This window comes from Streptomyces sp. NPDC001732 (genome assembly GCF_053596315.1).
This window is the reverse complement of record NZ_JBSFFY010000054.1, coordinates 1-22,178: the sequence shown is the minus strand read 5'-3', so window position 1 is coordinate 22,178 and position 22,178 is coordinate 1. Positions and strand designations below refer to the sequence as shown.

The 22,178-nt window shown below is 67.0% G+C and carries 16 protein-coding genes and 4 pseudogenes; 7 read left to right on the top strand and 13 right to left on the bottom strand.

The genetic code is table 11. From position 1 onward, the window contains the following. The first annotated feature begins 144 nt into the window (after positions 1–144). From ACWCXX_RS32095 to ACWCXX_RS32085, 3 genes and pseudogenes are all read left to right on the top strand, one after another. A complete protein-coding gene (locus ACWCXX_RS32095) occupies positions 145–474 on the top strand; it encodes a transposase (protein ID WP_451133402.1) in 330 nt (109 codons plus the stop codon). After that, the gene (locus tag ACWCXX_RS32090) at positions 450–1,382 is read left to right on the top strand and encodes an IS3 family transposase (protein WP_451133400.1); all 933 of its coding nucleotides are present in this window, start codon (positions 450–452) and stop codon (positions 1,380–1,382) included. Before ACWCXX_RS32095 ends, ACWCXX_RS32090 begins: the two co-directional genes overlap by 25 nt. A 38-nt stretch (positions 1,383–1,420) precedes the next feature. Continuing rightward, positions 1,421–1,885, top strand: a pseudogene (locus ACWCXX_RS32085) (transposase family protein); the annotation flags it as partial. Positions 1,886–2,815: 930 nt separating this feature from the next. On the opposite strand, the gene ACWCXX_RS32080 reads toward ACWCXX_RS32085, so the two are convergent. Continuing rightward, positions 2,816–5,212, bottom strand: coding sequence for a hypothetical protein (locus ACWCXX_RS32080; RefSeq protein ID WP_451133398.1), 2,397 nt, complete (start codon positions 5,210–5,212; stop codon positions 2,816–2,818). 120 nt (positions 5,213–5,332) lie between these two features. Here ACWCXX_RS32080 and ACWCXX_RS32075 point away from each other — a divergent pair, with 120 nt between their 5' ends. Beyond that, on the top strand, positions 5,333–5,530 hold the full coding sequence (locus ACWCXX_RS32075) for a hypothetical protein (protein WP_451133396.1): 198 nt from the start codon (positions 5,333–5,335) through the stop codon (positions 5,528–5,530). Between the two features lie 357 nt (positions 5,531–5,887). On the opposite strand, the gene ACWCXX_RS32070 is transcribed toward ACWCXX_RS32075, so the two are convergent. After that, positions 5,888–6,625, bottom strand: coding sequence for an SDR family oxidoreductase (locus ACWCXX_RS32070; protein ID WP_451133394.1), 738 nt, complete (start codon positions 6,623–6,625; stop codon positions 5,888–5,890). A 92-nt stretch (positions 6,626–6,717) separates the two neighbouring features. Between ACWCXX_RS32070 and ACWCXX_RS32065 the strand changes: the two genes are divergently transcribed. Then, on the top strand, positions 6,718–7,581 hold the full coding sequence (locus ACWCXX_RS32065) for a LysR family transcriptional regulator (RefSeq protein WP_451133392.1): 864 nt from the start codon (positions 6,718–6,720) through the stop codon (positions 7,579–7,581). Positions 7,582–7,991: 410 nt separating this feature from the next. Here ACWCXX_RS32065 and ACWCXX_RS32060 read toward each other — a convergent pair. The 8 genes and pseudogenes from ACWCXX_RS32060 to ACWCXX_RS32025 form a co-directional block, all read right to left on the bottom strand. Beyond that, positions 7,992–8,228, bottom strand: a pseudogene (locus ACWCXX_RS32060) (DnaB-like helicase C-terminal domain-containing protein); the annotation flags it as partial. 51 nt (positions 8,229–8,279) lie between these two features. Next, positions 8,280–9,812, bottom strand: coding sequence for an ISL3 family transposase (locus ACWCXX_RS32055; RefSeq protein ID WP_451133390.1), 1,533 nt, complete (start codon positions 9,810–9,812; stop codon positions 8,280–8,282). A 127-nt stretch (positions 9,813–9,939) separates the two neighbouring features. After that, the gene (locus tag ACWCXX_RS32050) at positions 9,940–10,782 is read right to left on the bottom strand and encodes an alpha/beta fold hydrolase (RefSeq protein WP_451133388.1); all 843 of its coding nucleotides are present in this window, start codon (positions 10,780–10,782) and stop codon (positions 9,940–9,942) included. Between the two features lie 396 nt (positions 10,783–11,178). Further along, a complete protein-coding gene (locus tag ACWCXX_RS32045) occupies positions 11,179–11,853 on the bottom strand; it encodes a type 1 glutamine amidotransferase domain-containing protein (RefSeq protein ID WP_451133386.1) in 675 nt (224 codons plus the stop codon). A gap of 209 nt (positions 11,854–12,062) precedes the next feature. Further along, entirely contained in the window at positions 12,063–12,233 is a 171-nt protein-coding gene (locus ACWCXX_RS32040) for a hypothetical protein (protein WP_451133384.1), read from the bottom strand. Positions 12,234–13,237: 1,004 nt separating this feature from the next. Next, positions 13,238–15,466 (bottom strand): molybdopterin cofactor-binding domain-containing protein, encoded by a 2,229-nt coding sequence (locus tag ACWCXX_RS32035; protein WP_451133382.1) that lies wholly within the window; start codon positions 15,464–15,466, stop codon positions 13,238–13,240. 9 nt (positions 15,467–15,475) lie between these two features. Further along, positions 15,476–16,459, bottom strand: a complete 984-nt coding sequence (locus tag ACWCXX_RS32030; protein ID WP_451133380.1) for an FAD binding domain-containing protein — start codon at positions 16,457–16,459, stop codon at positions 15,476–15,478. Continuing rightward, entirely contained in the window at positions 16,456–17,025 is a 570-nt protein-coding gene (locus ACWCXX_RS32025; protein ID WP_451133378.1) for a 2Fe-2S iron-sulfur cluster-binding protein, read from the bottom strand. Before ACWCXX_RS32025 ends, ACWCXX_RS32030 begins: the two co-directional genes overlap by 4 nt. A 394-nt stretch (positions 17,026–17,419) precedes the next feature. Between ACWCXX_RS32025 and ACWCXX_RS32020 the strand changes: the two genes are divergently transcribed. Continuing rightward, the gene (locus ACWCXX_RS32020) at positions 17,420–18,199 is read left to right on the top strand and encodes an SDR family NAD(P)-dependent oxidoreductase (protein ID WP_451133376.1); all 780 of its coding nucleotides are present in this window, start codon (positions 17,420–17,422) and stop codon (positions 18,197–18,199) included. A gap of 394 nt (positions 18,200–18,593) precedes the next feature. On the opposite strand, the gene ACWCXX_RS32015 is transcribed toward ACWCXX_RS32020, so the two are convergent. The 3 genes and pseudogenes from ACWCXX_RS32015 to ACWCXX_RS32005 all read right to left on the bottom strand — a co-directional run bounded on the left by ACWCXX_RS32015 (position 18,594) and on the right by ACWCXX_RS32005 (position 21,748). Continuing rightward, complete coding sequence (locus ACWCXX_RS32015; protein ID WP_451133374.1) at positions 18,594–19,421, bottom strand: alpha/beta fold hydrolase; 828 nt, start codon at positions 19,419–19,421, stop codon at positions 18,594–18,596. Between the two features lie 265 nt (positions 19,422–19,686). Further along, entirely contained in the window at positions 19,687–20,745 is a 1,059-nt protein-coding gene (locus tag ACWCXX_RS32010; RefSeq protein ID WP_451133372.1) for a zinc-dependent alcohol dehydrogenase family protein, read from the bottom strand. Positions 20,746–21,013: 268 nt separating this feature from the next. Beyond that, positions 21,014–21,748, bottom strand: a pseudogene (locus ACWCXX_RS32005) (IS6 family transposase). A gap of 292 nt (positions 21,749–22,040) precedes the next feature. Between ACWCXX_RS32005 and ACWCXX_RS32000 the strand changes: the two are divergent. Next, a pseudogene (locus tag ACWCXX_RS32000) lies at positions 22,041–22,178 on the top strand (IS630 family transposase); the annotation flags it as partial.

Below are 22,178 nucleotides of genomic sequence, written 5' to 3'. Positions count from 1 at the left end.
GGTCCCGGCCGCGCGCGGAATTCAGTCAGCGTTGCCGCAAACGACGGGGCGAACGTTGAGGGGACCTCCACGGCCCGGCGACCCAATGACCCTGTCCCTCCCCTCGTAGCGTGGAGTCCGTGATTGCAGGGGAGGTTGGGGTTCATGGGGTCCAAGCAACGGACGTACACGCCTGAGTTTCGAGAGGGTGCTGTACGCATAGTGATCGGGACGGGCAGGCCGATCCCGGAGGTGGCCGAGGAGCTCGGCGTGCACTCGGGCACGCTGCACAGTTGGGTGTCGCGGTGGCGGCGCAACGGGTCGGCGTCGTCGGACCGGCCGGCCGAGCCTGCACCGGGCGGGCGGATGCGGGAGGCCGAGCGCGCCGAGCTGGAGCGGCTGCGGCGGGAGATGGGTGAGAAGGACAAGCGGATACGCGAGCTGGAGATGGAGCGTGATGTCCTCAAGCGATGCATGGTCCTCTGGGTGAAGTGACCGGGACGGACCCGGCCGCCCTGGCGGTGTTCATCGGTAACCAGAGGGCCAAGTACCGCGTCCCGCACCGTCTGGCCTGCAGGGCTCTTGGGGTGTCGGAGTCCTGGTTCTACAAGTGGCGCGACAGGCCCGCCACCGTGCGGGAGGTCCGGCGCGGCCAGCTGGCCGACGTGGTCCGGCAGATCTTCGAGGACTCCGGCGGCACCTACGGTTCCCCGAAGGTCTGGCTCCTCCTGGTCCGGGCGGGCTGGCGCGTCTCGGTGAACACCGTCGCCCGTCTGATGGCCGAACTCGGGCTGGCGGGGCGCAAGGTCCGCCGCCGACGCGGACTGACCCGGCCCGGCAAGCGGCCGGCGGCCCCGGACTTCGTGCGGCGGGACTTCACCGCGGACGCTCGGGACCAGGTGTGGTGCGGCGACATCACGGAGATCGTCACCGGTGAGGGCAAGCTCTACCTGGCCACCGTCATCGACTTGTTCTCGCCCCGACTGCTCGGCTACGCGAGGGGCGGGCGTCACGACGCGGAGCTGGTCGTCGCGTCCTTGAACATGGCCGCGGCCGCCCGGGGCGGCGATGTGAAGGGCGTGATCTTCCACAGCGACAGGGGCAGCGAATATCAGTCCCGGCGCTTCCGGTGGGCCTGTCGGCGCCTGGGCGTGACCCAGTCCATGGGCCGCGTCGGGTCGTGTTTCGACAACGCCGTCAGCGAGGCGTTCAACAGCGTGCTCAAGGTCGAGTACGTCCACCGGCACACGTTCGCCACCCGCACCGAGGCCCGGCTGCGGATCGCAACCTGGATCACCGGCTTCTACAACACCCGGCGACCACACAGCGTGTGTGGATATCAGAGTCCGATCGACTACGAGCACGACCACCGGACCGACTCCGCCATGGAGCTGGCCGCTTAGAAGATCTCCACAGTTCGAGGGGATTGACAGTGCGGAAGAAGGCGTACGTGATCCTCGACGGCACCGTACTGCCGATCGACCGCATCGCCGCCGACCGCCCGTACTACTCGGGGAAGAAGAAGCACCACGGGATGAACGTGCAGGTCCTCGCGGATCCAGCCGGCCGCCTGATCTGGGCCTCGGACGTGCTACCCGGAGCCGTGCACGATCTGACCGCGGCCCGGACCCACGGCATTCCCGCCGCTCTCGCCGCTGACGACGTCAAGTGCTGGGCTGACAGGGCGTATCAGGGCGCAGGCCCTGCTGTCCGCGTCCCGTTCCGGGGCAAGAACCTGCGCGGCTGGCGTCGCCTTCACAACCGCGATCACGCCAAGATCCGCAGCCCCGGCGAACGCGCTATGGCCACCCTCAAATGCTGGCGCCTCCTGAGGAAGCTCCGCTGCAGCACCACCCGGATCACCGCCGTCGTCCGTGCCGTCGTCGCACTCGAACTCGCCGCCTGATCACGATGGAAAAGGCTCAGTTCCATGGCTTCTCGCGCAGATTTATATAATCGCCCAGAACAAGCCCGAAACGGCCAGCCTCGTCACCGAAACCGCCCAGGGCATCACCGACCCCGACACCCGCGCCCACGCTCTGACTTCCGTGGCTGAGGCCTTGGTCGGTGCGGCGCAGGGCGGGGATGCCGCTGCCCTTGTCGACGAAGCTGCCGCAGCCGCCCGGGGCATCACCGACCCCGACACCCGCGCCTACGCTCTTGCTTCCGTGGCCGAGGCCTTGGCCGGTGCGGGGCAGGGCGGGGAGGCCGCTGCCCGCGATACGACGCGAACCGCCGGACCGGAAGTACAGACTCGAACGGGACCCGAGACACCGCCTCCAGCACGGATTCCCTCAGCCCACCGCCCTCCCTGTCAGCCCACTCGACATCGACCAGATCCAGGTCCATCGCCACTCCCGGCTCCGCATACCTGCCGAAAGCGACCGTGACGGGTACAGCGAGAACGAGACCAGAGAAGTGAGATCAAACCGCATGAACGAGGCAAACCTCGCCGCTAAGAACGCGACGCAATGAGAATCCGCCAGCGCGAACGAGAACGAGTGAGAATCCGACAGCTTCAACGCGACAGGACACTGGGGCGTATCGCGGTCGATATCGGATCCGACTTCCATCCGACATCGACCGTGAGATTCCGACACGGGATCTGAGATCCCACAAATGGTGTAGGATCTCGCGGCTCGTGTCATCGAGCGCAGACCTGACCAGCGCGTTTCTGGGCTGTCTTGGCCCGTGCCGGCGTGCCCGTGTCTCAAGCAATGGGCATTTCCTTGTGGATGTCTTCTGCAGCCATCCGCTCTGCCCACTCCCGATATTGTTCGTCAGACGGCTCGTCGGCTGGCGCCCTGCGCAGGCTGCCAACCAGTGCCGGGATCGGTCACCACAGTTCTGGGTCAGGGGCGTTGATTTCGTCAGCGTCCGAAAGGACCTCCTGGAGCACGGCGTTGGCCTGGGGATGCTCCGAGTCACTGTCGCCCCCGATGCCGAGGACGATCCGGGCGAGGCCCGCGTCGATCGCTTTACGGGCAAGGGGCCCGGCATGAGCGCTGTCCTGCCGAAGCCGCCGGAAGATCAGCTCTCGAAGCGGCTGCACTGTTCCGTGGTCGACCGCAGTGAAGGCGTGCTCATCAGCCTGGGCGTGGTCGCCTGCGTCCTCGGCGACCAGCATGGGCACTCGAGTCCAGCCTGCCTCGACGCCTTCCTTATGGATCCGCATGGCCTCCTCGTCGTCACCTTCCTGAAGATGAAGGCGGACAAGGTCGCCGTAGTCATCGATCAGCCCGGCGTCGACGGCCTTCTGGAAGTAGACCTTGGCGTTGGTCAGGTCGCCCGCCGCCTCATAGCGGTAGGCAAGCCGGGGGTACGCGTAGATGTCGCCGATTGCCGCGATGCGTTCGGTCCATTCGGCGGCTTCCTTGAAATGCCTGTCCTCGGCCAGCAGGAACACCAGGCTCTGCATGGCGTCCGGATCGCCGGCTTCGGCGCCCAGCCGGTAGAAGCGCTCGGCGTCAGCCCGGCGTCCGTCCTCCTCATGCCGCTGCCCAATGCGGTTGTAGGCGTCCACGAACCCTCTCTCGGCCAGCTCGTCCCAGATAGCAACGGCGGCCTCTTGGTCTCCGGCGCCCTCCAAAATGCGCGCCCTTTCCTGTTTGACCAGGAAGTCCGGCCAGCCCTCGAGGGCGCTGGTGTCGCCAAGGCCGACAGCCTGGCGGTAAAGGACTTCAGTGCCGTCCCAGTCGCCGGCTTTTTCCTGCTGCTGTCTCGCCAGGCGGATCAGGGCGCGCGTGCTGCCGTGCTCGGCGGCACGATGAAGCAGGTGGTGGGCCCATTGGAGGCGGTGACGGTCTTCAGCGGCTTCGGCGAGGTTGGTTAGGTCGTCGGGGTGGGTGAGGTGGGTGTGGGCGGCGTGCCAGAAGGACGCGGGCGGGCAGAGCCGTCTTCGAGCGCGGCGGCCATGCTGTTCGAGGTAGTCGGCCAGACGGAACACCGGACCCGGACCTGTCGGCGTGCTTGCGGTGCTCTTGGCCGGTGTGGGCGGGCGCCTGGGAGGACGGGGGGTGGCGTGGCGGAGGGGGGCTTGTTTGCCGTGGACGGGCCGGGCGAGTTCGGCGAAGGCGCGCTCGGCCCAGTCGTCGGTGAGCTGGTTGTAGTCAGCGTCGGTGAGGTAGTCGATCGCGGCGTCGGTCAGGAAGGTCTGGGGGAGGTGGAGGCTGACGCCGAGGCGGCGTGCGTCGATCGCGGCGTCCAGGAGCGCTCGGGCGGGAGGGGTGGCCTGCTGATAGCGGCGCAGGAGTTCCGGGGCCCCGGCCAGGTCCTGGGCCACTCGTCCGTCACCGGCCCGGGCGAGGGCGTCGGCGAGGAGATGGTCGCCGGCTTCGGCGAGCGCGGTCGCGGCGGCCAGCGCGGCGGCGTCGAAGCTGTCGGGGACAGCCAGGGTCCGCCCGGCGAGGAGTTCCCGGACCCGGCTGTGCGGGTCGGGCTCGCCTGGTATGCGCAGGACGGTGTACTGGTGGGCGTATTCGGGCCAGAGCGTGCCCAGTACGAGCACCGGGCCTCGCCCGGTGTCGGTGAGGAGCTGGTGCACCGCGGCGGTGATCTGTTCACCGACATTGGAGTCGCCGAGGTAGTGCTGGGCCTCGTTCAGCCACACCACTGTCTGCGGCCCGACACGGTGCAGCTCCTTGAGCACTGCTTGTGTGCGGGTCGGGTCGAAAGGGTGCCACAGCCGCCACCCCAGCGATGCGAGCGGTTGAACGGCCTCCCAGCACGCCCTTGTCTTCCCGGTTGAGGAGCCGCTGACCAGCACGACCATTCCGCTCCGGCCGGCCGCCGCATTCTGCACTACGATGCCCAGCATCCGGTCATGCTCTCTGGGTACGTACCCGGGTAGCACTCGACCTGCCAAAGCGCCGGTATCCGCAGGGATTCTGCCGGGCCCGGCAGGGTGCACCTCCAGATCGTGCGGCTCCCACGCCCTGATCGGCCTGCCCGGCCCCCGCCCCGCACAACTGTCCGCCCCCGGTGCCCCGGTCGCGAGCCGCTGCAACTCAAGCAGCTCGTTCACGGGCAGCTTCAGCACACGGGCCAGCGCGGCCACGGTCTGCGCGGACGGAACATCCCCCCGGGGCGAGAGCGCCGCCGACACCGTCGTGCGCCCCAGTTCCGCCCGGGTGGCGAGCTGCGTCTTGTTCATCCCAGCCGTGGCCAGTGCGTCGGCCAGGCGGCTACGCAGCTCGGCCCGCGCCAAGACCTGGCCATCCAAATCCTCCTGCACGCCTCTGCCCCCCCTGGTGGTGTGTTCGCCAGTGTTCATCTTTGTCCTGGCGAACCATGACGCACGCCGATTCCGCGACTTTCGATCACGTCAACCCACCACCGCCATCAGGAGCTTGCCGTGACTATCGCTGTCCTTCTCCTCACCACCGCACTCGTCATCATCGTCGCACTGCTGACCGCAGCCGCCGCGGCCAAACTCGCCCGGCTCGACGGCGCCACCTACCCCACGGCTCTCACCCGCGCCGCCACCGCCTTTGCCGCCGTCATCACCCTCGCCACCACAGTGACCGCGGCCATCACCACCCTCCTCACTTGAGACCCGCCACTCCCTGGAGTATTTGTCAGCGGACGATCGCCATGGAGTCGCAGACCTCAGCAGATCGACGGATGCTGATGTCCACGGGAGATGCTCTACAACCTTGTCGCCCGGTAGTCGCAGGCGTGGCAGTCGTGTGAGGGCCGCCGCCGGGCTGGTGCTCAGCGCGGTATCCGCGGCAGTGCCGACATCGTGTGGAGTCACCCGAACAAATGACGGGCTTGACCTGCTGTCCTGTCGTGTTGGGCTTGTCTGTGGATCTTGTGCTGAGCTGCGGGGTTGCCAGGTTCGATGAGAACGCTCGGCTTGGGACTCTCAGCGCATCTGGTTTCTGCGGAATCCACGGCGAGTTCGTGATCACCAGGGGACGACGCCGTCGTTCTCGAAGAACGAACCGGTCGGGCCGCCGTTGGGCAGCGTGGCGAGCCGGATCGCCGTGGTCGCGCCCTGTTCAGGAGTGCGGGGCCCTTGGAAGCCTGTGAAGTCGGTCGCGACCAGGCCCGGGCAGGCGGCGTTGATCAGGATGTTCGTACCGGCGAACTGCCGGGCGTACTGCACGGTGAGGGCGTTGAGGAACGACTTCGACGGCGCGTAGGCCGCCATGATCGGGCCGATCTCGATGTCCGGGTCCGATTGCCGGGCCAGGGAACCGACGCTGCTGGAAACGTTGACGATGCGTGGCGAGGCCGAGCGCCGCAACAGCGGCAGCATCGCGTTGGTGACCCGGACGACACCCATGACGTTGGTGTCCACGACCGTGCGGAGCACCTCCAGGTCGAGCGAGGTCGGGTCCTGCACCCACCCCGGGCCCATCTCGCCCGAGATGCCGGCATTGTTGACCAGGGCGTCCAGACGCCCGGCCAGCCGTTCGATCAGTTCCGCGGCATCAGTGACGCTCTGGTCGTCGGTCACATCCAGCGGTACCCCGAACGCGTCCACGCCGACGGCGCGCAGCTCCCCGACGGCGGTTTCGCGCCGGGCCGCGTCGCGGGCTCCCACGCCCACGCGGTACCCGAGGCTGCCCAGCCCGGCCGCGATCTCGTACCCGATGCCCTTGTTCGCGCCGGTCACCAGCGCGATCATCGTTTCGCTCATGCTGATGATGTTGGCTCGCGGACGAGTGGCGCGGCCAACACCGTTACGGTGCCCTGTCATACCTGCCGGGTATCACCGCGTATGCTGCGGCCGTGGACACCCTGGAGACCCGCGAGTTGAGGTACTTCGTGGCTGTCGCCGAAGAACTGCACTTCGGACGCGCCGCCGAGCGCCTCGGCATGGCCCAGCCGCCGCTGTCGCGGGCGATCCAGCAGCTCGAGCGGCGCCTCGGGGTCCGCCTGCTGCAGCGCAACCGCCGCGGTGTCCGCCTGACCGGTGCCGGAGAAGTGCTGCTGCACGAGGGCCGGGCGGCCCTCGACGCGACCGCTGCCGCCGCTCGCCGCACCCGGCGCGCGGGAGGTGCCGACAGCCCTGGCGGCCCCCACGGTCGGCTGGTCCTTGCGGTGAAGGCCGCCGCGTCGCACGAACTGCTGCGGAAGCTTCTCGACGCCTACGCGGCCGAGCCCGGCAGTGCCGAGATCGAGGTGCTGCTGTGCGGTCTGTGCGAGCAGGAAGAGCTACTGCGCGACGGACGTGCCGATGTCGCACTCATGCACGCGCCGTGGAACTCCCTCGCGGGGTTCGACAGCGAGACGCTGACGACCGAAGGGCAGGTCGCCATCCTGCCTGCCGGGCACCCGCTCGCCGCCCGCGAGACCTTGTCCCTGACCGATGTCAGGGATGTCCCGGATCTGCCGCTCGCCCGCTGGCCTACTCACGGCACCTACGCACCCGGCCCGGGCCCCGAGATCCACAACCAGACGCAACTGGCTCAGCTGATCGCTCTCGGACGCACCGTGGCGGTCGTCCCCGACTCCGCCCGCTCCTGGCTGTGGGCCGAGCACACGGCCGTCCCCTTGACCGACGCACCTCCCGTCGTGACCCACATCGCCTGGCCCGCGCACAGCCGCTCCCTCGCCCTGGCCGGCCTGGTCCGCACGGCTGCACGGCTGTGACCGGGTCCTGCCGCGAACGCCCGGAATGCGGAGCGGTGAGGATCCGACAACACGGATGAGATCCGGTGAGAATTCGTCAGCTTCGGTGCGACAGAAAACCTGCGGATCTCAGGTAGATGGCACAAGTGCCAACCTGGTGCCATTGCAGTTGAGACTGTGCCGCGAAATCCTGGACCCTACAAAGGGCTTGTAGGTTCTCAGGCTCCGTGTCATGCGGCGGCGCTGTGACCTGCGGTTCTGTCTGGCGCCTCACGCCGTGTCATCCGCTGGCGTTCTCAGACCCGTGTCATTTCCTCTGCTGGCCCGGCAGGCTGCAAGCCGTTGACCTGGGCGTTCTCACGGCCTGACATCCAGATGACACGGCGACTGAGAAAATGACACGGGATTTGAGAACCTACAAAAGGGCTGCGTCAGGTCTGGGCCATATCGACGAAGCGTGAGTAGTGGCCCTGGAAGGCGACGGTAATGGTGGCGGTAGGGCCGTCGCGGTGCTTCGCCACGATCAGGTCGGCTTCGCCGGCGCGGGGGGAGTCTTTTTCGTAGGCGTCTTCACGATGGATCAGGATGACGACGTCCGCGTTGTCCTCGAGCGCGCCGGAGTCTCGTAGGTCGTTGAGCATCGGCTTCTTGTCGACGCGTTGTTCGGGTCTGTCAAACGAGCGGCCCTGTCTCACATTCGGTGGTGACGGAGCGTGCCGCTATCCGAGGAGGATGCGGTGGCGAAGAAGGGTGAAGCCTGCTCGTCCGTGCATCTGGCGCGCGATCCGCTTGGTCTTGGTGCTGACGCCCTCGGTGGGGCCGTTGCTGTACGGAAGCGTGAGCGCGGCGATCACTGCGTCCCGGTCTCGGTCCAGGCCCCGGGTGAAGGCGTGCAGGTGGGGCAGATCGGCGCCGCGGACCTGGACGATCCAGCGCGAGAGCCCGTCGGCGTTTTCTTCGCGAGACGTCAGGAGCTGTGCGAAGTCCACGATGTGGGCGGCCAGTTGGGTCATCGCGGGGCAGGCGTCGGTGAGCCGTGCCAGGAGGTCGTGATGTTCGGTCTTGAGGTTGTCGGGCCTGGTGAGGAGCATCCGGGCGAGGCGGCGTGGGGAGATGTGGCTGCGGTCGGCGTCCGCGCGGCCTTGGTTGATGTACTTGTGGAGGAGGTTGAGGCAGCCCTCGTAGCCGAGGGCCTTGATCTCTTCGAAGAGGTGCTTGACGGGGACGCCAGGGTCCTCGGCCCGGCGTTTGCGCAGGTGCTCGCGGTAGGGATCGACGAGGCTGGCGCGGTACTTGGGGACGCGGAGCATGCGCTCGGGCCGGTCGGCGCGGGCATAGCGTTTGACGGTGTTCAGGGCCAGTTCCAGGCGGCGGGCGCATTCGAGCAGGCCCACGCCCTGGTCGAGCAGACCGTGGACCTGGTGCCAGCGTTCCAGGGTGGTCTGGGCGCGGGGTCCGTCGTAGATAGGCGCGTCCAGTACGGTGGCCCAGCAGGTGCTGTGCGCCTTGACCTCGCTCAAGACGGCTTCGCACAGGTTGTGCCACAGATGCCACCGATCACTGACCTGCGTCGCACGGGGCAGGGCGCGGCGGATGGCCTCGGCGTAGGTCGCGGAGCCGTCGCGGCATACGACCTCGATGCCCGGATGTTCGCGTAGCCACGCCTCCAGGGTGTCGGCCGTGCGGTCGGGCAGCACGTCGATCCGCTCATGCGTCTCGGCATCGATGATCACGGTGGCGTAGCGGTGCCGCCGGCGCAGAGCGAAATCGTCGACGCCGATCACGCGGGGCGTCCGCCCTGCGTGCAGCGGGATGCGCAACAGGGTACGCAGAGCCGTGTGACGCGAGACGCCCGCCGCGAGTATCGCCAGCAAGCGTGCCCCCGCCCGGCCCACTAACTCCTTCACCACGGCCTTGACCTGCCTGGTCAGGCGGGTGGTGCGCCGTTGGTATCGGTCCAGGACTCCTGGCACCTGCTCGCGGAAGGTATGTCGGCAGCCGCGGGTGGGGCACACCAGACGCCGCACCCGCACACGGACCACCACCCGCCGCTCGTCGACCGGAACGTCAGCCACAGTCCGCCACTGATAGCCGTGCACCCGCCCCGACAACACCCCGCACACCGGACACGGCGCCATGTCCTGCGGCGTTCGCGCCCGCACCACGATCCGCTCACCCTCGTCGACCACGTCGTCTATGACCAGCGGGAACAGGCCCGAAAACACCATCTGGACAAGCTCGTTGACATCCATCACGCGAATGTCAACGACACGGCACGACGCTCCGTCACCACCGAATGTGAGACAGGGCCGAACGTTTTACAGTCCCGCCGCGGCGCAGAACCACAACCCGCGGCTGTGGCAGGTCATGCCTGTTCGTCTACTGGTTCCCGGAGTCGTGGGCCGCGCTGAGGATGAGATCCGTGACAGCTTGGGGGTGGGAGACCAGGGACACGTGTGAGGAGTTGATCTCCACCGTCTTGCGTGCGTGTGCGCGTTTGGCCTCGTACCGTTCGAGGTTCGGGTTGATGGCCCTGTCCTGTTTGCCGACGAGCACGTAGACGGGCTTGTCCCGCCAGGCCGCCGCGGTGAGCTTGTCGGTGAAGGCCGACTGCGCGATCGGGCGCTGTGTCGATGCCATGACGGACGCCTGCTGCTGGGAGAGGTCCTGCGCGAAGGCGGCGTGGAGTTTGGCGGGCTGGATGTACACGTCGGTGCCCGTGGTGCCGTCTCCGTTGCGGAACGGGACCTGTTTCAGCGCTTTGGTGAGCGGGGCGGCGGGGAACTTGCCGGAGAGGCTGGCGAAGGACTCTCCCTTGTCCGGCATGATCGCGTTGATGTACACGAGCGCTTTGACGTTGTCGACGCCGGTGGCTGCCTGTGAGATGACTTCGCCGGCGTAGGAGTGTCCGACGAGGACGATCGGTTCCTTGATGGTTTTGAGGAGACTGTTCAGGTAGGTCGAGTCCTGGGGTATGCCGCGCAGCGTGTTGGGCGGGGCGATGACCTGGTAGCCGTCCTGCTGCAGTCGCTGCACCACTGCGTTCCAGCTGGACCCGTCGGCGAATGCGCCGTGCACGAGCACCACGGTCGGCTTCTGGCCCGCCAGGGCCCTGCCGAGATCGTCTGCGGCGTGGGTCGGTACCACGGTCAGGGCGGAGAGGACCGCCACGGTGAGGGCCAGTCTGCCCTTGCCTGATATGAGGATTCCAGAGACGGTCATGTGCTTCCACTTCCTCGGCGTAGAAGGTGAACTTCGCCATTTCGGTGGCTTGGAACCGTGAGGATCGTGCGGAAGGAGTCGGCAGCGGCCGCCGCGACTGCCGTGTCCGGTCGGCGGCGTGAACCCGAAAGCAGCCTCCGACGCGGAAGTCGTGATGGTCCGCGTTCCACCGTGCTGCGGATCACGATTTTCGCTTCTCTGCGCTTGGCGCGCATTCGATTCCGCCGTCGTTGGCCGTGCGGCAGCGGGTGTCCTGCCCGCTTGACAGGCCGTCGCTGTTGGAGCGTGGGGTACTCGCCCAGTGAAGGGTACGGCTCCCGACGGCTGGCGCCGCGTCGCAGGTCGGGCCAGGGGCGTCTGATCTGGGAGCTCGGTGCCGCCGGTCACCGGTCAGGCTCAGGAAAGGACCTTGAGTACTTCCTGTGCCAGCGGCCCGGAGGACGCGGGGTTCTGCCCCGTGTGCAGGTTGCCGTCCGATACGAGGTACGACTCCCAGGCGGGACCACGGGAGTAGTTGGTGGGGAGCTTCTTCAGCTCGTCCTCCAGCAGCCACTTCGCGTCCTTGGCGAAGCCGACGCCTTCTTCTTCCTCGTTGCAGAAGCCCGTCACGCCGCGGCCCGCGAAGGGTGTGTTCCCGTTCTCGTCGCGGGTCGCGAGGATGGCGGCCGGTGCGTGGCAGACGATGGCGAGGGGCTTGCCCGAAGCGAGTGCCTTGCGGAGCAGTACGGCGGAGTCCGCGTCGAACGCGAGGTCCTCCATGGGGCCGTGGCCTCCGGGGTAGTAGACCGCGTCGTAGTCTTCGAGCCGCGCGTCCTTGATGGCGATGGGGTGACGGAGCTCCTCGGCAGACTCGATGACCGCGGTCTCCTTGAGCATGTTCTCCTCGCCTCCCGCGTAACGGGGCTGCAGGCTCATGGTGTCCACGACGGGGATAACAGCGCCCGGGGTCGCCACCGTGACCTGGTATCCGGCATCCGTAAAGATGCTGTAGGGTGCGACGAATTCCTCGGCCCAGTACCCTGTCGGATGGCGATGACCGTTCTCGAACGTCCAGTAGCTTGCACCAGTCATCACAAACAAAACTCGACCCACGACTACTCCTCCTCGCAATTTCGGACCGGGAAGAATTCACTCCTACTGAAGCTACCTCGGGCTGACAGGCGCGGCAACCGCAGGTCCGCACAATTCATTCCCGTAGCCTAAGACGCAAATTTGAACTAAATGCAGTCCGGATTCCGGAATATCGTGGCCGAGTAGGCGGATCGACGTGTGCTTAATTCTCAGATTTTCCAGTCGCGCCATCCAGGCTTCCAGGTTCTGAGTGCCTCGTCGATCAGGAAAGTAATGTGGTCCAGCCCGGTCCGGGATTCTAGAAACCCTTTGTGGTTATTCCCGGTGTTCTCTCGGTAGCGGTGGGCGAACTTGTAGTCGATTTCTTCGACCTTGAACACCTTCTTGTGCCAATCCAGACTCTCGTCGAGATTCGTGACTGATTGAAAAATCCTTGCTGACCAGCACGTTTCAGTGGGCGGCTGGGACCCGCACTCGGGGTCGGCGAGTTCAATGAGTCCAACACACTGATCAAGATCGGCGGTGGCTTCGGCTTTCTTACAGCAATTCTTGGCATGTACGAGCGTTCATAGGCCTGGTGAATGGGACGCGGGACCGGCACCTGATCCCGACGTGCGCCGACCCCGGCAGGAGCCTTGAGCGCCTTGCCCGCAACAAGTCGCATCCCATGTCGGTTACCTCGTCCACAGCGGGGCACCCTGAGCCCAGCTGGGTCGATGCAGTCAATTCTTCGCGTGGCCCGGTATTCCGATGAATCACTGGCGCTCAGATACAGGAGTTTGGCACGCAATTCACTCTTGATGGATTGCGTGCTCTGAGTTGCCGGGAGCCGTATGCGAGATCAGACTGGTCGCGAGATCCTCCGGAGAGTGGTGCACAAGCCGTCTTCGATATCAAGACCGCTGCTGGCACTGGCGGTTGGTAACGTAGAGGGTCGGGCCGCCGTCACCGAAAACAGCGTGGGATCCGCCTCGAGTCTCTGTGAGCAGTGGCGTACACGAATTCCCCTGCTGCCGCGCATTGGTTCCCCGCCGGACCCACGCGCGCCGCGGGCACCATGTAACGTGAAAGGAAGCACTCGTCGGAGCCAGTGTACGGGATGTACGGGATGTCGAGCGCGATCGGTCGAGTCTGCGCCGTGGCGCGGCTATCAATCAACGCGACATGATGACCAATCGTGCTGCTGCGACTGGCCTACTTGGGCATGGCGAACGCGTTCGTCATGCCCAAGCGCCCGCTACCGATGAACGATCGGGAAAAGGACGTGGAGATCCTCGCCCTACGCCACCACCTGTAAGTGCGGGAGCGCCAACTCGGAAAGGAGAAGGTGCGGTTCAGCCCGAGCGATCGGGCGTTTTTGCGAACAGGCACCGTTGTCGCGGATTCAGTTATCCATCAGTGGTAGATCGGGCAGCACCTTCTCGATGGTGATGGGGAAGTCGCGCACGCGCACGCCGGTGGCGTTGAACACCGCGTTGGCGACCGATGCACCGGCCCCGCAGATGCCCAGCTCGCCGACGCCCTTCGCGCCCAGGACGTTGGCCTTGTCGTCGTACCCGTCAAGGACGACGGCGTCGACGTCGGGGACATCGGCGTGGACCGGCACCAGGTATTGCGCGAAGTCCCGGTTGACGAAGGCGCCGGATCGCAGGTCGACCACGGCCTCTTCTTCGAGGGCCGCGCCGGCTCCCCAGATCATGCCGCCGATCAGCTGGGAACGGGCCGTCTTCGCGTTGAGCACGCGGCCCACCGAGAACACGCCGAGCATCCGCCGCAGACGGATCTCGGCGGTGTCCGCGTCGACCCCCACTTCAGCGAAATGGGCCCCGTAGGTGTTGATCGAGTAGTCCGAGTAGTTCGGATCATCGCCCATGAAGCGGGTACCGCCCTCCGCCTCGAGCCCTTTCGGATGGTTGCGTGCGACGATCTCGCTCAGCAACTCGGACGCTCTGCCGACAACCACGTTGCCGTCCGAGAACACGGCGTCTGCCGGGTCCAGGCCGTGCAGCGGAGAGCGCGTGTCGCCGCGCGCCGCGGCCAGGAGCTGCTCTCGCAGGGCCATACACGCGCCATGCACCGCATTGCTTGAGCTGGCGGCGCCCCACGAGCCGCCGGATCCCCAGCTGGTGGGAAACTCGGAACGCCCGAGCTCGATCCGCACCCGATCGGGCGGCAGTCCGAGCCCGTCGGACGCGACTTGAGTCAGGACGGTGTACGTGCCCGTGCCGAGATCGGTCATGTCCGTCTGGACGACGGCGGTGCCGTCAGCCTCCAACCGCACCCGCGCTGCTGCCAGCCCTTGGAAGTGCCCGCGGATGGCGGCCGACATGCCGTAGCCGACCAACCACCGCCCGTCGCGCATACTCGCCGGGGTGGCGGGGCGGTGCTCCCAGCCGAACCGGCGCGCGCCTTCGCGCAGGCACTCGACCAGGTGCCGGTCGCTGTACGGTACGTCTCGCTCGGGATCGATAGTGGGCTCGTTGAGGATCCGCAGCTCGACCGGGTCCTTCCCAAGCGCGTGGGCCAGCTCGTCCATCGCCGACTCGACCGCCAGCATGCCCGGCGCTTCCCCCGGCGCGCGTACGTCCGTCCCAGGCGGCAGGTCCAGCGGCGCAAGCCTGTGGCTGGTCAACCGGTGGGGTGCGGCGTAGAGGCTGCGGGTCGTGGCGGCGGTCTGCTCGGCGTACTCCACGTCGGGGTTGGTGTGCATGGTGACGTCATGGGCGATCGCGGTCAGCCGTCCGTCCTGCTCCGCGCCCAGTCGAACCCGCTGGCTGGATGTCGGCCGGTTGCCGACAAGTTGGAAGATCTGCTGCCTGGTCATCGCGACCTTGACCGGTTGACGCAACTCGCGAGCGGCGAGCGCCGCCAGGATCGTCTCGGAATGGATGCCCAGCTTGGAGCCGAATCCCCCGCCGACGAAGGGGGTGACGATGTGGACCCGCTCCGGGTCGATCCGAAGCGTGGCGGCGACCGAGGCCCGCGCCGCGTCGACGATCTGGCAGCTGACGTAGACGACCAGGTCCTCGTCGCGCGGTTCCACCAGACACGCGTGCGGTTCCATCGGCATCGAGAACTCGTACGGCGTCGTGTACTGCTGGTCGACCTTCACCGCCGCGCTGTCGAACCCGGCATCGAAATCGCCGACCGCCGTGTCGGTGGGGATACCGGCGTTGACCACTTTCGGGATGTACACCTCGTCTTCCTGCTCGGCAAAGTTGAAACGTCCGCGCCCGTCGGTGTATCTGACTTCAACCAGATCGGCCGCCGCTCGGGCCTGTTCGAGGGCCGTGGCGACGACGAGTGCCACCGGCTCGCCGTAATAGTGGATGTCGGGGCCGGTCAGCACCGGCTGGGCGCGCCAGTATTCGAACCGAACGGACTCGTCACGGGCACCCTGGGCGGGGGAATTGTGATGGGTCATCACCATACGTACGCCAGGTGCGCGTTCGGCGCTCTCGGTGTCGATCCGGGTGATGCGGCCTTTGCCGATCGTTGCGCCGACGATGAACCCGTAGAGAGGCTGGCCGGCCCCCCACTGCTCGTAGGCGTATATGGCCCGGCCGGAGACCTTCAACGGGCCGTCGACGCGGTTGAGTGCTTGCCCGATCATCTCGTCTCCTCAGCTTGCCTGAGCCGCTTGCGCCAGCGTGCGGCACAGCGTGCGTTTGGCCAGCTCGATCTTGAAGTCGTTGTGCCCCTGCCCCACGGCGTCGCGCATCGCAGCCTCGGCGGCGGCGCAATAGGTGACCATCGTGGCGGGACGGCCGGTCAACGCGGCCTCCGCCTCGATGGACCGCCAGGGCTTGTGCGCCACACCGCCGAAAGCCACCCGCGCCTCACTGATCACTCCCTGATCGGTCGAGACGACAGCCGCCACGGAGACCAGCGCGAACTCGTACGAAGCCCGGTCTCGCACCTTGCGGTAGATCTGCCGGCCCGACAGGGGCGGGGGAAGGAGCACGCTCGTGATCATCTCGCGAGGACCCAGCACGGTCTCGATGTGCGGCGTATCGCCCGGCAGCCGGTAGAAGTCTGCGATGGCGACGCGGCGTACCGACCCGTCGGCGTCGAGCATCTCGATCTCCGCCTCCAGCACGGTCATCGCGACGGCCATGTCCGAGGGGTGGGTGGCGATGCAGGAGTCGCTAACACCGAGAACGGCGTGAATCCGGTTGAACCCGCCGATCGCCGAGCATCCGGAACCGGGATCCCGTTTGTTGCAGCCCGCCGCTCTGTCGTAGAAGTAGGGGCAGCGAGTGCGCTGCAACAGATTTCCCCCGGTGGACGCCTTGTTGCGCAGTTGGCCCGAGGCTCCGGCCACCAGTGCCTCCGACAGCACCGGGTAGCGAGTACGCACTCGGGCATCGGCGGCCACATCGGAATTCGCCGCCTGGGCCCCGATGTGCAGTCCGCTTTCCGGGAGCTCCTCGATGTCCCGCAACGGAAGCCGGCTGATGTCGACCAGGTGGCTGGGCTTCTCGATGTCGAGCTTCATCAGGTCGAGCAGGTTGGTGCCGCCGCTGATGAACTTCGCGCCGGTTCTGGACACCGCAGCGACGGCGGCCTGTGCATCGGTCGCTCGCTCGTACGTGAAGGATCTCATTCCGGGCCTCCCACCGCGATGCCACGGATGGCCGCGACGATGTTCGGATAGGCGGCGCACCGGCAGATGTTGCCGCTCATCCGCTCGCGGATCTCCTCATCGGTCAACGCGATCCGCGGCGAGGTCACGTCAGCGGTGGCGTGGCTGGGCCAGCCTGCCTCCACCTCGGCGAGCATGCCGACAGCCGAACAGATTTGGCCGGGAGTGCAGTAGCCGCATTGGAAGCCGTCACGCTCGACGAAGGCACGTTGCATGGGGTGCAGATCATCGGGATCGCCCAGGCCTTCGATCGTCACGATCTCGTCGTCCTCATGCATCACGGCGAGCGTCAAACAAGAGTTGACGCGTCGGCCGTTGATCAGCACCGTGCAGGCGCCGCACTGCCCGTGATCACACCCTTTCTTGGTCCCGCTCAGGCGCAGGTGTTCGCGCAGCGCGTCGAGCAGCGAGGTCCGTGGGTCCACCTCAAGCCGTCGCACCTGATCGTTGACGTTCAACTCGATCGTCAAGAGCTGGGCCATCTCGTCCTGGCTCCGCCCCGCGGTGCCCGGATCCGAATCACTCATCACAGCCCGCCTTCCTCGCTGGGTGCGGGTGCCACCCTGAATATGCGTCGCCACTGCGGGGCGCGAAGCGTGGCCCGCCATGGGCCATGCCCGCCCATCATCCGGCCGATGGGCGGGCCAGGGCGGACGACACTGTCACGGGTTCACTCGGACGGTGCTGTACCTCAAGCCCGGAGGGGTAGGTGAGCGGGAGGACGCGTTGGGTCAGCTGCACGGTGGGTGTTGACCCCGGATTTTGGACACCGGAGAGACTTGGATCTTGATAGTCCAGGAGCACGGAGTCCCTGTATCGAGATTCATGTCGATTCAAGCACGTGCGCGACAGGGCCGATGACCTTCGTACCGGATCACCCGCGCAGGCGGCACCAGCCGCGCGTACGGAGGAGACAGCACGATGGATCTTGGGCTGGAGGGCCGCGTGGCCGTGGTCACTGGCGCTAGCCGGGGAATCGGGCTCGCGGTCGTGAAGGCCCTTGCCGCAGAGGGCGTGCAGGTGGTGGCCGGCGCGCGGCACTCCTCCGACGGGCTCGATGCGTTGGTCCAGGGCGGGAACGTACGTCTGGTGCAGGTGGATCTCGCCGAGGCCGAGGGCGCCGGGCGGCTCGTCGCCGCGGCCGGGGACCGGATCGACGTACTCGTGAACAACGTGGGCTCGGCGTCGGCGCGGCCGGGCGGGTTCCTCAGCGTCACGGACGAGCAGTGGCGGAAGACGATGAACCTCAATCTGTTCACCGCGGTGCGTGTCACGCGGGAGGTTCTGCCGCTGATGCTGGCCAGGGGCAGCGGCTCGATCGTCAACATCTGCTCCGTCAACGCCGTTTACCCCGACCCGGGCGTGATCGACTACTGCGCCGCCAAGGCCGCCCTGGCGAACTTCTCCAAGGGCGTGTCCAAGGAGGTGGGCGGCCGCGGGATCCGTGTCAACACGGTCAGTCCCGGGCCCGTCGAGACCGATCTGTGGCTGGCCGGTGAAGGCATCGCAGCCGCCGTGTCGCAGGCGACAGGAATGGCGCCGGAGGAGGTGACCGCGCAGGCCGCAGGGATGGCGGTGACCGGCCGGTTCTCGAAACCGGCCGAGGTTGCGGACATGGTACTGGTGCTGGCGAGCGACCGGACAGGCAATGTCACCGGCTCCGACGTCACGATCGACGGCGGGTTCGTCACCACCTGGTAGTCACGCGGTGGCGCCGGACAGGGTGAAGAGTCAGGGCCCTGGGCTGGGACACGCACAGCATCGCCCGGCTCTCCTTCCGCGGCGCCACCTCCTCGAGGATCTTCACCCTGCTGCCCATGCTCACCGGCCGTGGCCACGAGCACCACGGCTATCCTGCGGGAAGTCGCTGCCCTCGCTGATAGCGAGTCGCTCAGCCCGTCCTTGATCCCCGCCATTTCACGCTGAGCACCGTCATCGACGCTCACACGGCAGTGGAGACCTGCACGACCACCAGCAGAGTCGTCGTCGACATCGAGGCGTGATTCCCGAGGCCGCGCAGGCCAGGGCGACAGGGGCCAAGTGGGGCGCACCCGGGGCGGGCCCCACGCGCGATCGGCCACCGCTGGCCCGTCGGTCAACTGCGAAGGAAGGCCAGCAGGTCGGCGTCGAACGTGTCCTTGAAGGGGGCTACCATCGACAGTCCGTGCGGGGCCCCTTCGTACACTGTGAACTTCGCGCCCTTGACGATCTTCGACGACTTCTCACCGGCGGCCACGATCGGGACGATCTGGTCGTCGCTGCCGTGCACGATCCAGGTCGGAATGTCGAAGCGCTTCAGGTCCTCCGTCAGGTCGGTCTCGGAGAACGCTTTGACGCAGTCGTAGGCGCCTTTGATGCCTGCCTGCATCGACCACAGCCAGAACGCGTCGCGGGTGCCCTGCGACACCTGGGAACCGGGTCGGTTGGCGCCGTAGAAGGGCGCGCTGAGGTCTTCGTAGAACTGCGATCGGTCGGTGGCGACGCCTTGGCGGATCTCGTCGAACACCTCGAGGGGCAGGCCCTCGGGGTTGGCGTCGGTCTTCAGCATCAGCGGAGGGATCGCGCCGAGCAGGACGGCCTTGGCAACCCGGCCGGTGCCGTGCTTGCCGATGTAGCGGGTCACCTCGCCGCCGCCGGTGGAGTGACCGACGAGGATGATGTCGCGCAGGTCGAGCTTCTCGATCACTTCGGCCAGGTCGTCTGCGTAGGTGTCGAGGTCGTTGCCGTTCCACGTCTGTGAAGAGCGCCCGTGCCCGCGCCGGTCGTGCACGATGGCCCGGAAGCCGTTGTCGGCCACCAGCTTGGCCTGCGGATCCCATGCGTCGCCGTTCAACGGCCAGCCGTGGCTGAACACGACCGGCTGGCCGTTGCCCCAATCCTTGTAGAAGATCGAAGTGCCGTCCTTTGTGGTCACGGAAGACATGCTCACAGGATCCTTTCGCTGGGTGGGGGCCGGACGCGGCGACCGCGGGAATCCCGGCACCGCTGACCGCTGTGGAGCCGGTGTTCGCTGGGGCCGCGCCGCGGTCTCGTCCGACCGCGGAGCCGTGTGGCGGGAGCCAGTCGGCTGCGGGCTCGGTCACACAGGGATGTGAACACTGACTGCCGTCATCACGCTAGCCGAACGAGTTGATGCAGGCATTTTGTGGTGAATACCTGACAATCAAGGGCGATCGGCCTTCCGCTTCCTACCTGTCGTCTTCGTCCCGGCCGTCTTCGAAGACGAAGAGTGGCTTGGCGTCACGGGCGGGTGTTTCGGCGAGCGCGATGGCTTCAGCGAAGCGTTCGAGCGGGAATGGCCGGCCCACTGGGATGCTCAGCACTTCACCAATGACGAGACTGCGGACCTGGGACAGCATGTGCAGCACATCCTCGGGTGAGGCAGTGCCGAACCAGCGGTTCAGCCAGAAGCCACGCAATGCTTTGGTCTCGTAGATCACCGAGCGTGCGTGCAGCGGTATCGTCAGTGCTGCCGGGTCGGTCTGCCGATGGGTGGACAGCGCGCCATAGACCACGACCTCTCCTCCCGGAGCCAATGCCTGGAACACCTGAGCGCCCAAGGGACCCGCAACGCAATCGATGGCCTTGCGCACACCGGCCGGTCCTGCTGTCTCAGCCACACGCTGCAACAGGTCCTCGTCCTGCGTGCAGATGACCTCTTCACCACCGAGCGCTTTGATCTCCTCGACGGCAGCACGTCGCCGCACGACATTGATCGTGCGAATCCCCAAATGCCCGGCCAGCTGAATGACGAGCCGGCCGACGGTGGAGCCCGCGGCCGTCTGCAACAGCCATTCGCCCGGCTGTACGTCGAGTTCGCGCGTCACGAGAAGCAGCGCGGTCAGCGGATTGACGGCAAGTTGACAGGCGCTGGAGTCGCTCAGACGGTCGGGGACCGGCAGCAGCCTTCGCGTATCGGCAACAAGGTATTCCTGCCAAGTACCGGCCGCCTGGGGCCCGGGTACCGCCGGTACCGCAGCGACCACCACGCGCTGACCGGCCTTCAGCCCCTCGGTACCCGGGCCCAGTGCCTCGATTCGGCCCACACATTCCATGTGACCACCGACAGCGGGGAACTCGGGGGAGAAACCGTAGCGGTCACGCAGCACGTGCAGATCACTGGCATGAACCGGAGTCGCCTTCACACGGATCAACGCCTGGCCGGCTCCGGGCGTGGGAACAGGCCGGGATTCCAGCCGCAGGACATCGGCAGGCTCGCCGACCTCGCCGGCCACGAGCGCGCGCATGGATCGAGGCATGAGTGACCTTTCATCTCTCAGCACCTGCCAAACCCGGCAGGCATGATCAGGACCGCTCGCCGCAGCGCACCACTCTGGTCCAGGTCATGATTCCGTCGTTTCACGCTACGCCCGGCTCCGGAAAGATTCCTGGCGGCCGTGCGACGCCGAGCCCCGCCCGTCCGCGGACGGGTCGAGCCTGGCATTGTCACGTTGTTGGCTGCGTGTGCCTCTGACGGCGCGTCGGGCTTGGTGGGGCCGGGTTCCGGCTCCGTGCTCAGGCTTTGGCGGGCTGGCCGGCGGCGGCGGTGGCCTGGTCCCGGATGGCGAAGCGGGTGGTCATCTCGGTGCGGTATTCGGGGGCGGTCATCAGGTGGCGGCGGGGTCGGAAGTGGGGTGGGATGCCGCTGAACGCGGCCAGGAACTGCTGGGCTCTGCCGGCGGAGCGGAAGCCTTTCATGGCGCGTTCGCGCTGTCGGGTGGGCTGGTGGCTGTTCTCGGCCCGGTTGTTCAGGCCCTTGTGGGCACGGTGCTCGACGGAGGGCATCACCTCGCGGTGGGCCGCGCCGTAGAGCGGAGCTTGTCGGTGACGACCACCCTGGGCACCGTGCGGGTCGTCTTGAGCAGTGTGCGGAAGAACCGCCTTGCCGCAGCGGTGTCCCGCCGGTTCTGGACCAGGATGTCCAGCACGTTGCCGTCCTGGTCGACTGCACGCCACAGGTACGTCTGCTCTCCGTTGATCCTGAGGAAGACCTCGTCCAGGTGCCCCTTGTCGCCCGGCTGCACACGTCGGCGGCGCAGGCCGTTGGCGCAGGCCTGCCCGAACTTCGCACACCGGCGGCGGACGGTCTCGTGGGAGACGAGCACACCGCGCTCGAGCATCAGCTCCTCGACCTCCCGGAACGACAACCTCGCGGAACGACGGCGGGAAGCGGAAGTACAGCCACACACAGTGCGCGATGCTCTCCACCGGGTACCGGTGCCCCCTGTACGACGGCGGCGCGCTGTCCACGGACCACCCCTCCCGGCACGACCAACCAGAAGATCATCCCAACCGGTCAGCCAACGTGACAGTGCCCGGCCAGCCGTAACGCCCCGCCGCCTTCGCGGAGGTCGGCCCCAAGAACGCCGGGCGCCGGACCACCGCAGCCACGGCGCTCACCCGGCCGAGGCACCGCCGCGGTCACCGCCGGGACGCCGACGGAGGTCTCGGCCGACGACGACTAGTAGTACTTCGTTACTGAGGTTGAACTCGTGGAGTCGTAGGGGCTGACGGCTGGTCGTCCGTGCGGTATCACCGGAGCATGCGGTATCCACAAGGGGGCGGGCTGACCGCCGAACGGCAGCACTTCCGCGAGGAGTTACGGCTCAAGGCGGCCGAGAGGTTCGCCCAGGGCGAGGCGAGCCCGGTGATCGCCAAGGATCTGCGGGTCAGCGTCCGC

Bases quoted from the DNA above. Each gene is read 5' to 3' on its own strand.
- ACWCXX_RS32095 (WP_451133402.1), top strand. From the start codon at position 145: ATGGGGTCCAAGCAACGGACGTACACGCCTGAGTTTCGAGAGGGTGCT.
- ACWCXX_RS32090 (WP_451133400.1), top strand. From the start codon at position 450: ATGCATGGTCCTCTGGGTGAAGTGACCGGGACGGACCCGGCCGCCCTG.
- ACWCXX_RS32070 (WP_451133394.1), bottom strand. From the start codon at position 6,625: ATGAGCGAAACGATGATCGCGCTGGTGACCGGCGCGAACAAGGGCATC.
- ACWCXX_RS32055 (WP_451133390.1), bottom strand. From the start codon at position 9,812: ATGGATGTCAACGAGCTTGTCCAGATGGTGTTTTCGGGCCTGTTCCCG.
- ACWCXX_RS32050 (WP_451133388.1), bottom strand. From the start codon at position 10,782: ATGACCGTCTCTGGAATCCTCATATCAGGCAAGGGCAGACTGGCCCTC.
- ACWCXX_RS32045 (WP_451133386.1), bottom strand. From the start codon at position 11,853: ATGACTGGTGCAAGCTACTGGACGTTCGAGAACGGTCATCGCCATCCG.
- ACWCXX_RS32035 (WP_451133382.1), bottom strand. From the start codon at position 15,466: ATGATCGGGCAAGCACTCAACCGCGTCGACGGCCCGTTGAAGGTCTCC.
- ACWCXX_RS32030 (WP_451133380.1), bottom strand. From the start codon at position 16,459: ATGAGATCCTTCACGTACGAGCGAGCGACCGATGCACAGGCCGCCGTC.
- ACWCXX_RS32025 (WP_451133378.1), bottom strand. From the start codon at position 17,025: ATGAGTGATTCGGATCCGGGCACCGCGGGGCGGAGCCAGGACGAGATG.
- ACWCXX_RS32020 (WP_451133376.1), top strand. From the start codon at position 17,420: ATGGATCTTGGGCTGGAGGGCCGCGTGGCCGTGGTCACTGGCGCTAGC.
- ACWCXX_RS32015 (WP_451133374.1), bottom strand. From the start codon at position 19,421: ATGTCTTCCGTGACCACAAAGGACGGCACTTCGATCTTCTACAAGGAT.
- ACWCXX_RS32010 (WP_451133372.1), bottom strand. From the start codon at position 20,745: ATGCGCGCGCTCGTGGCCGGCGAGGTCGGCGAGCCTGCCGATGTCCTG.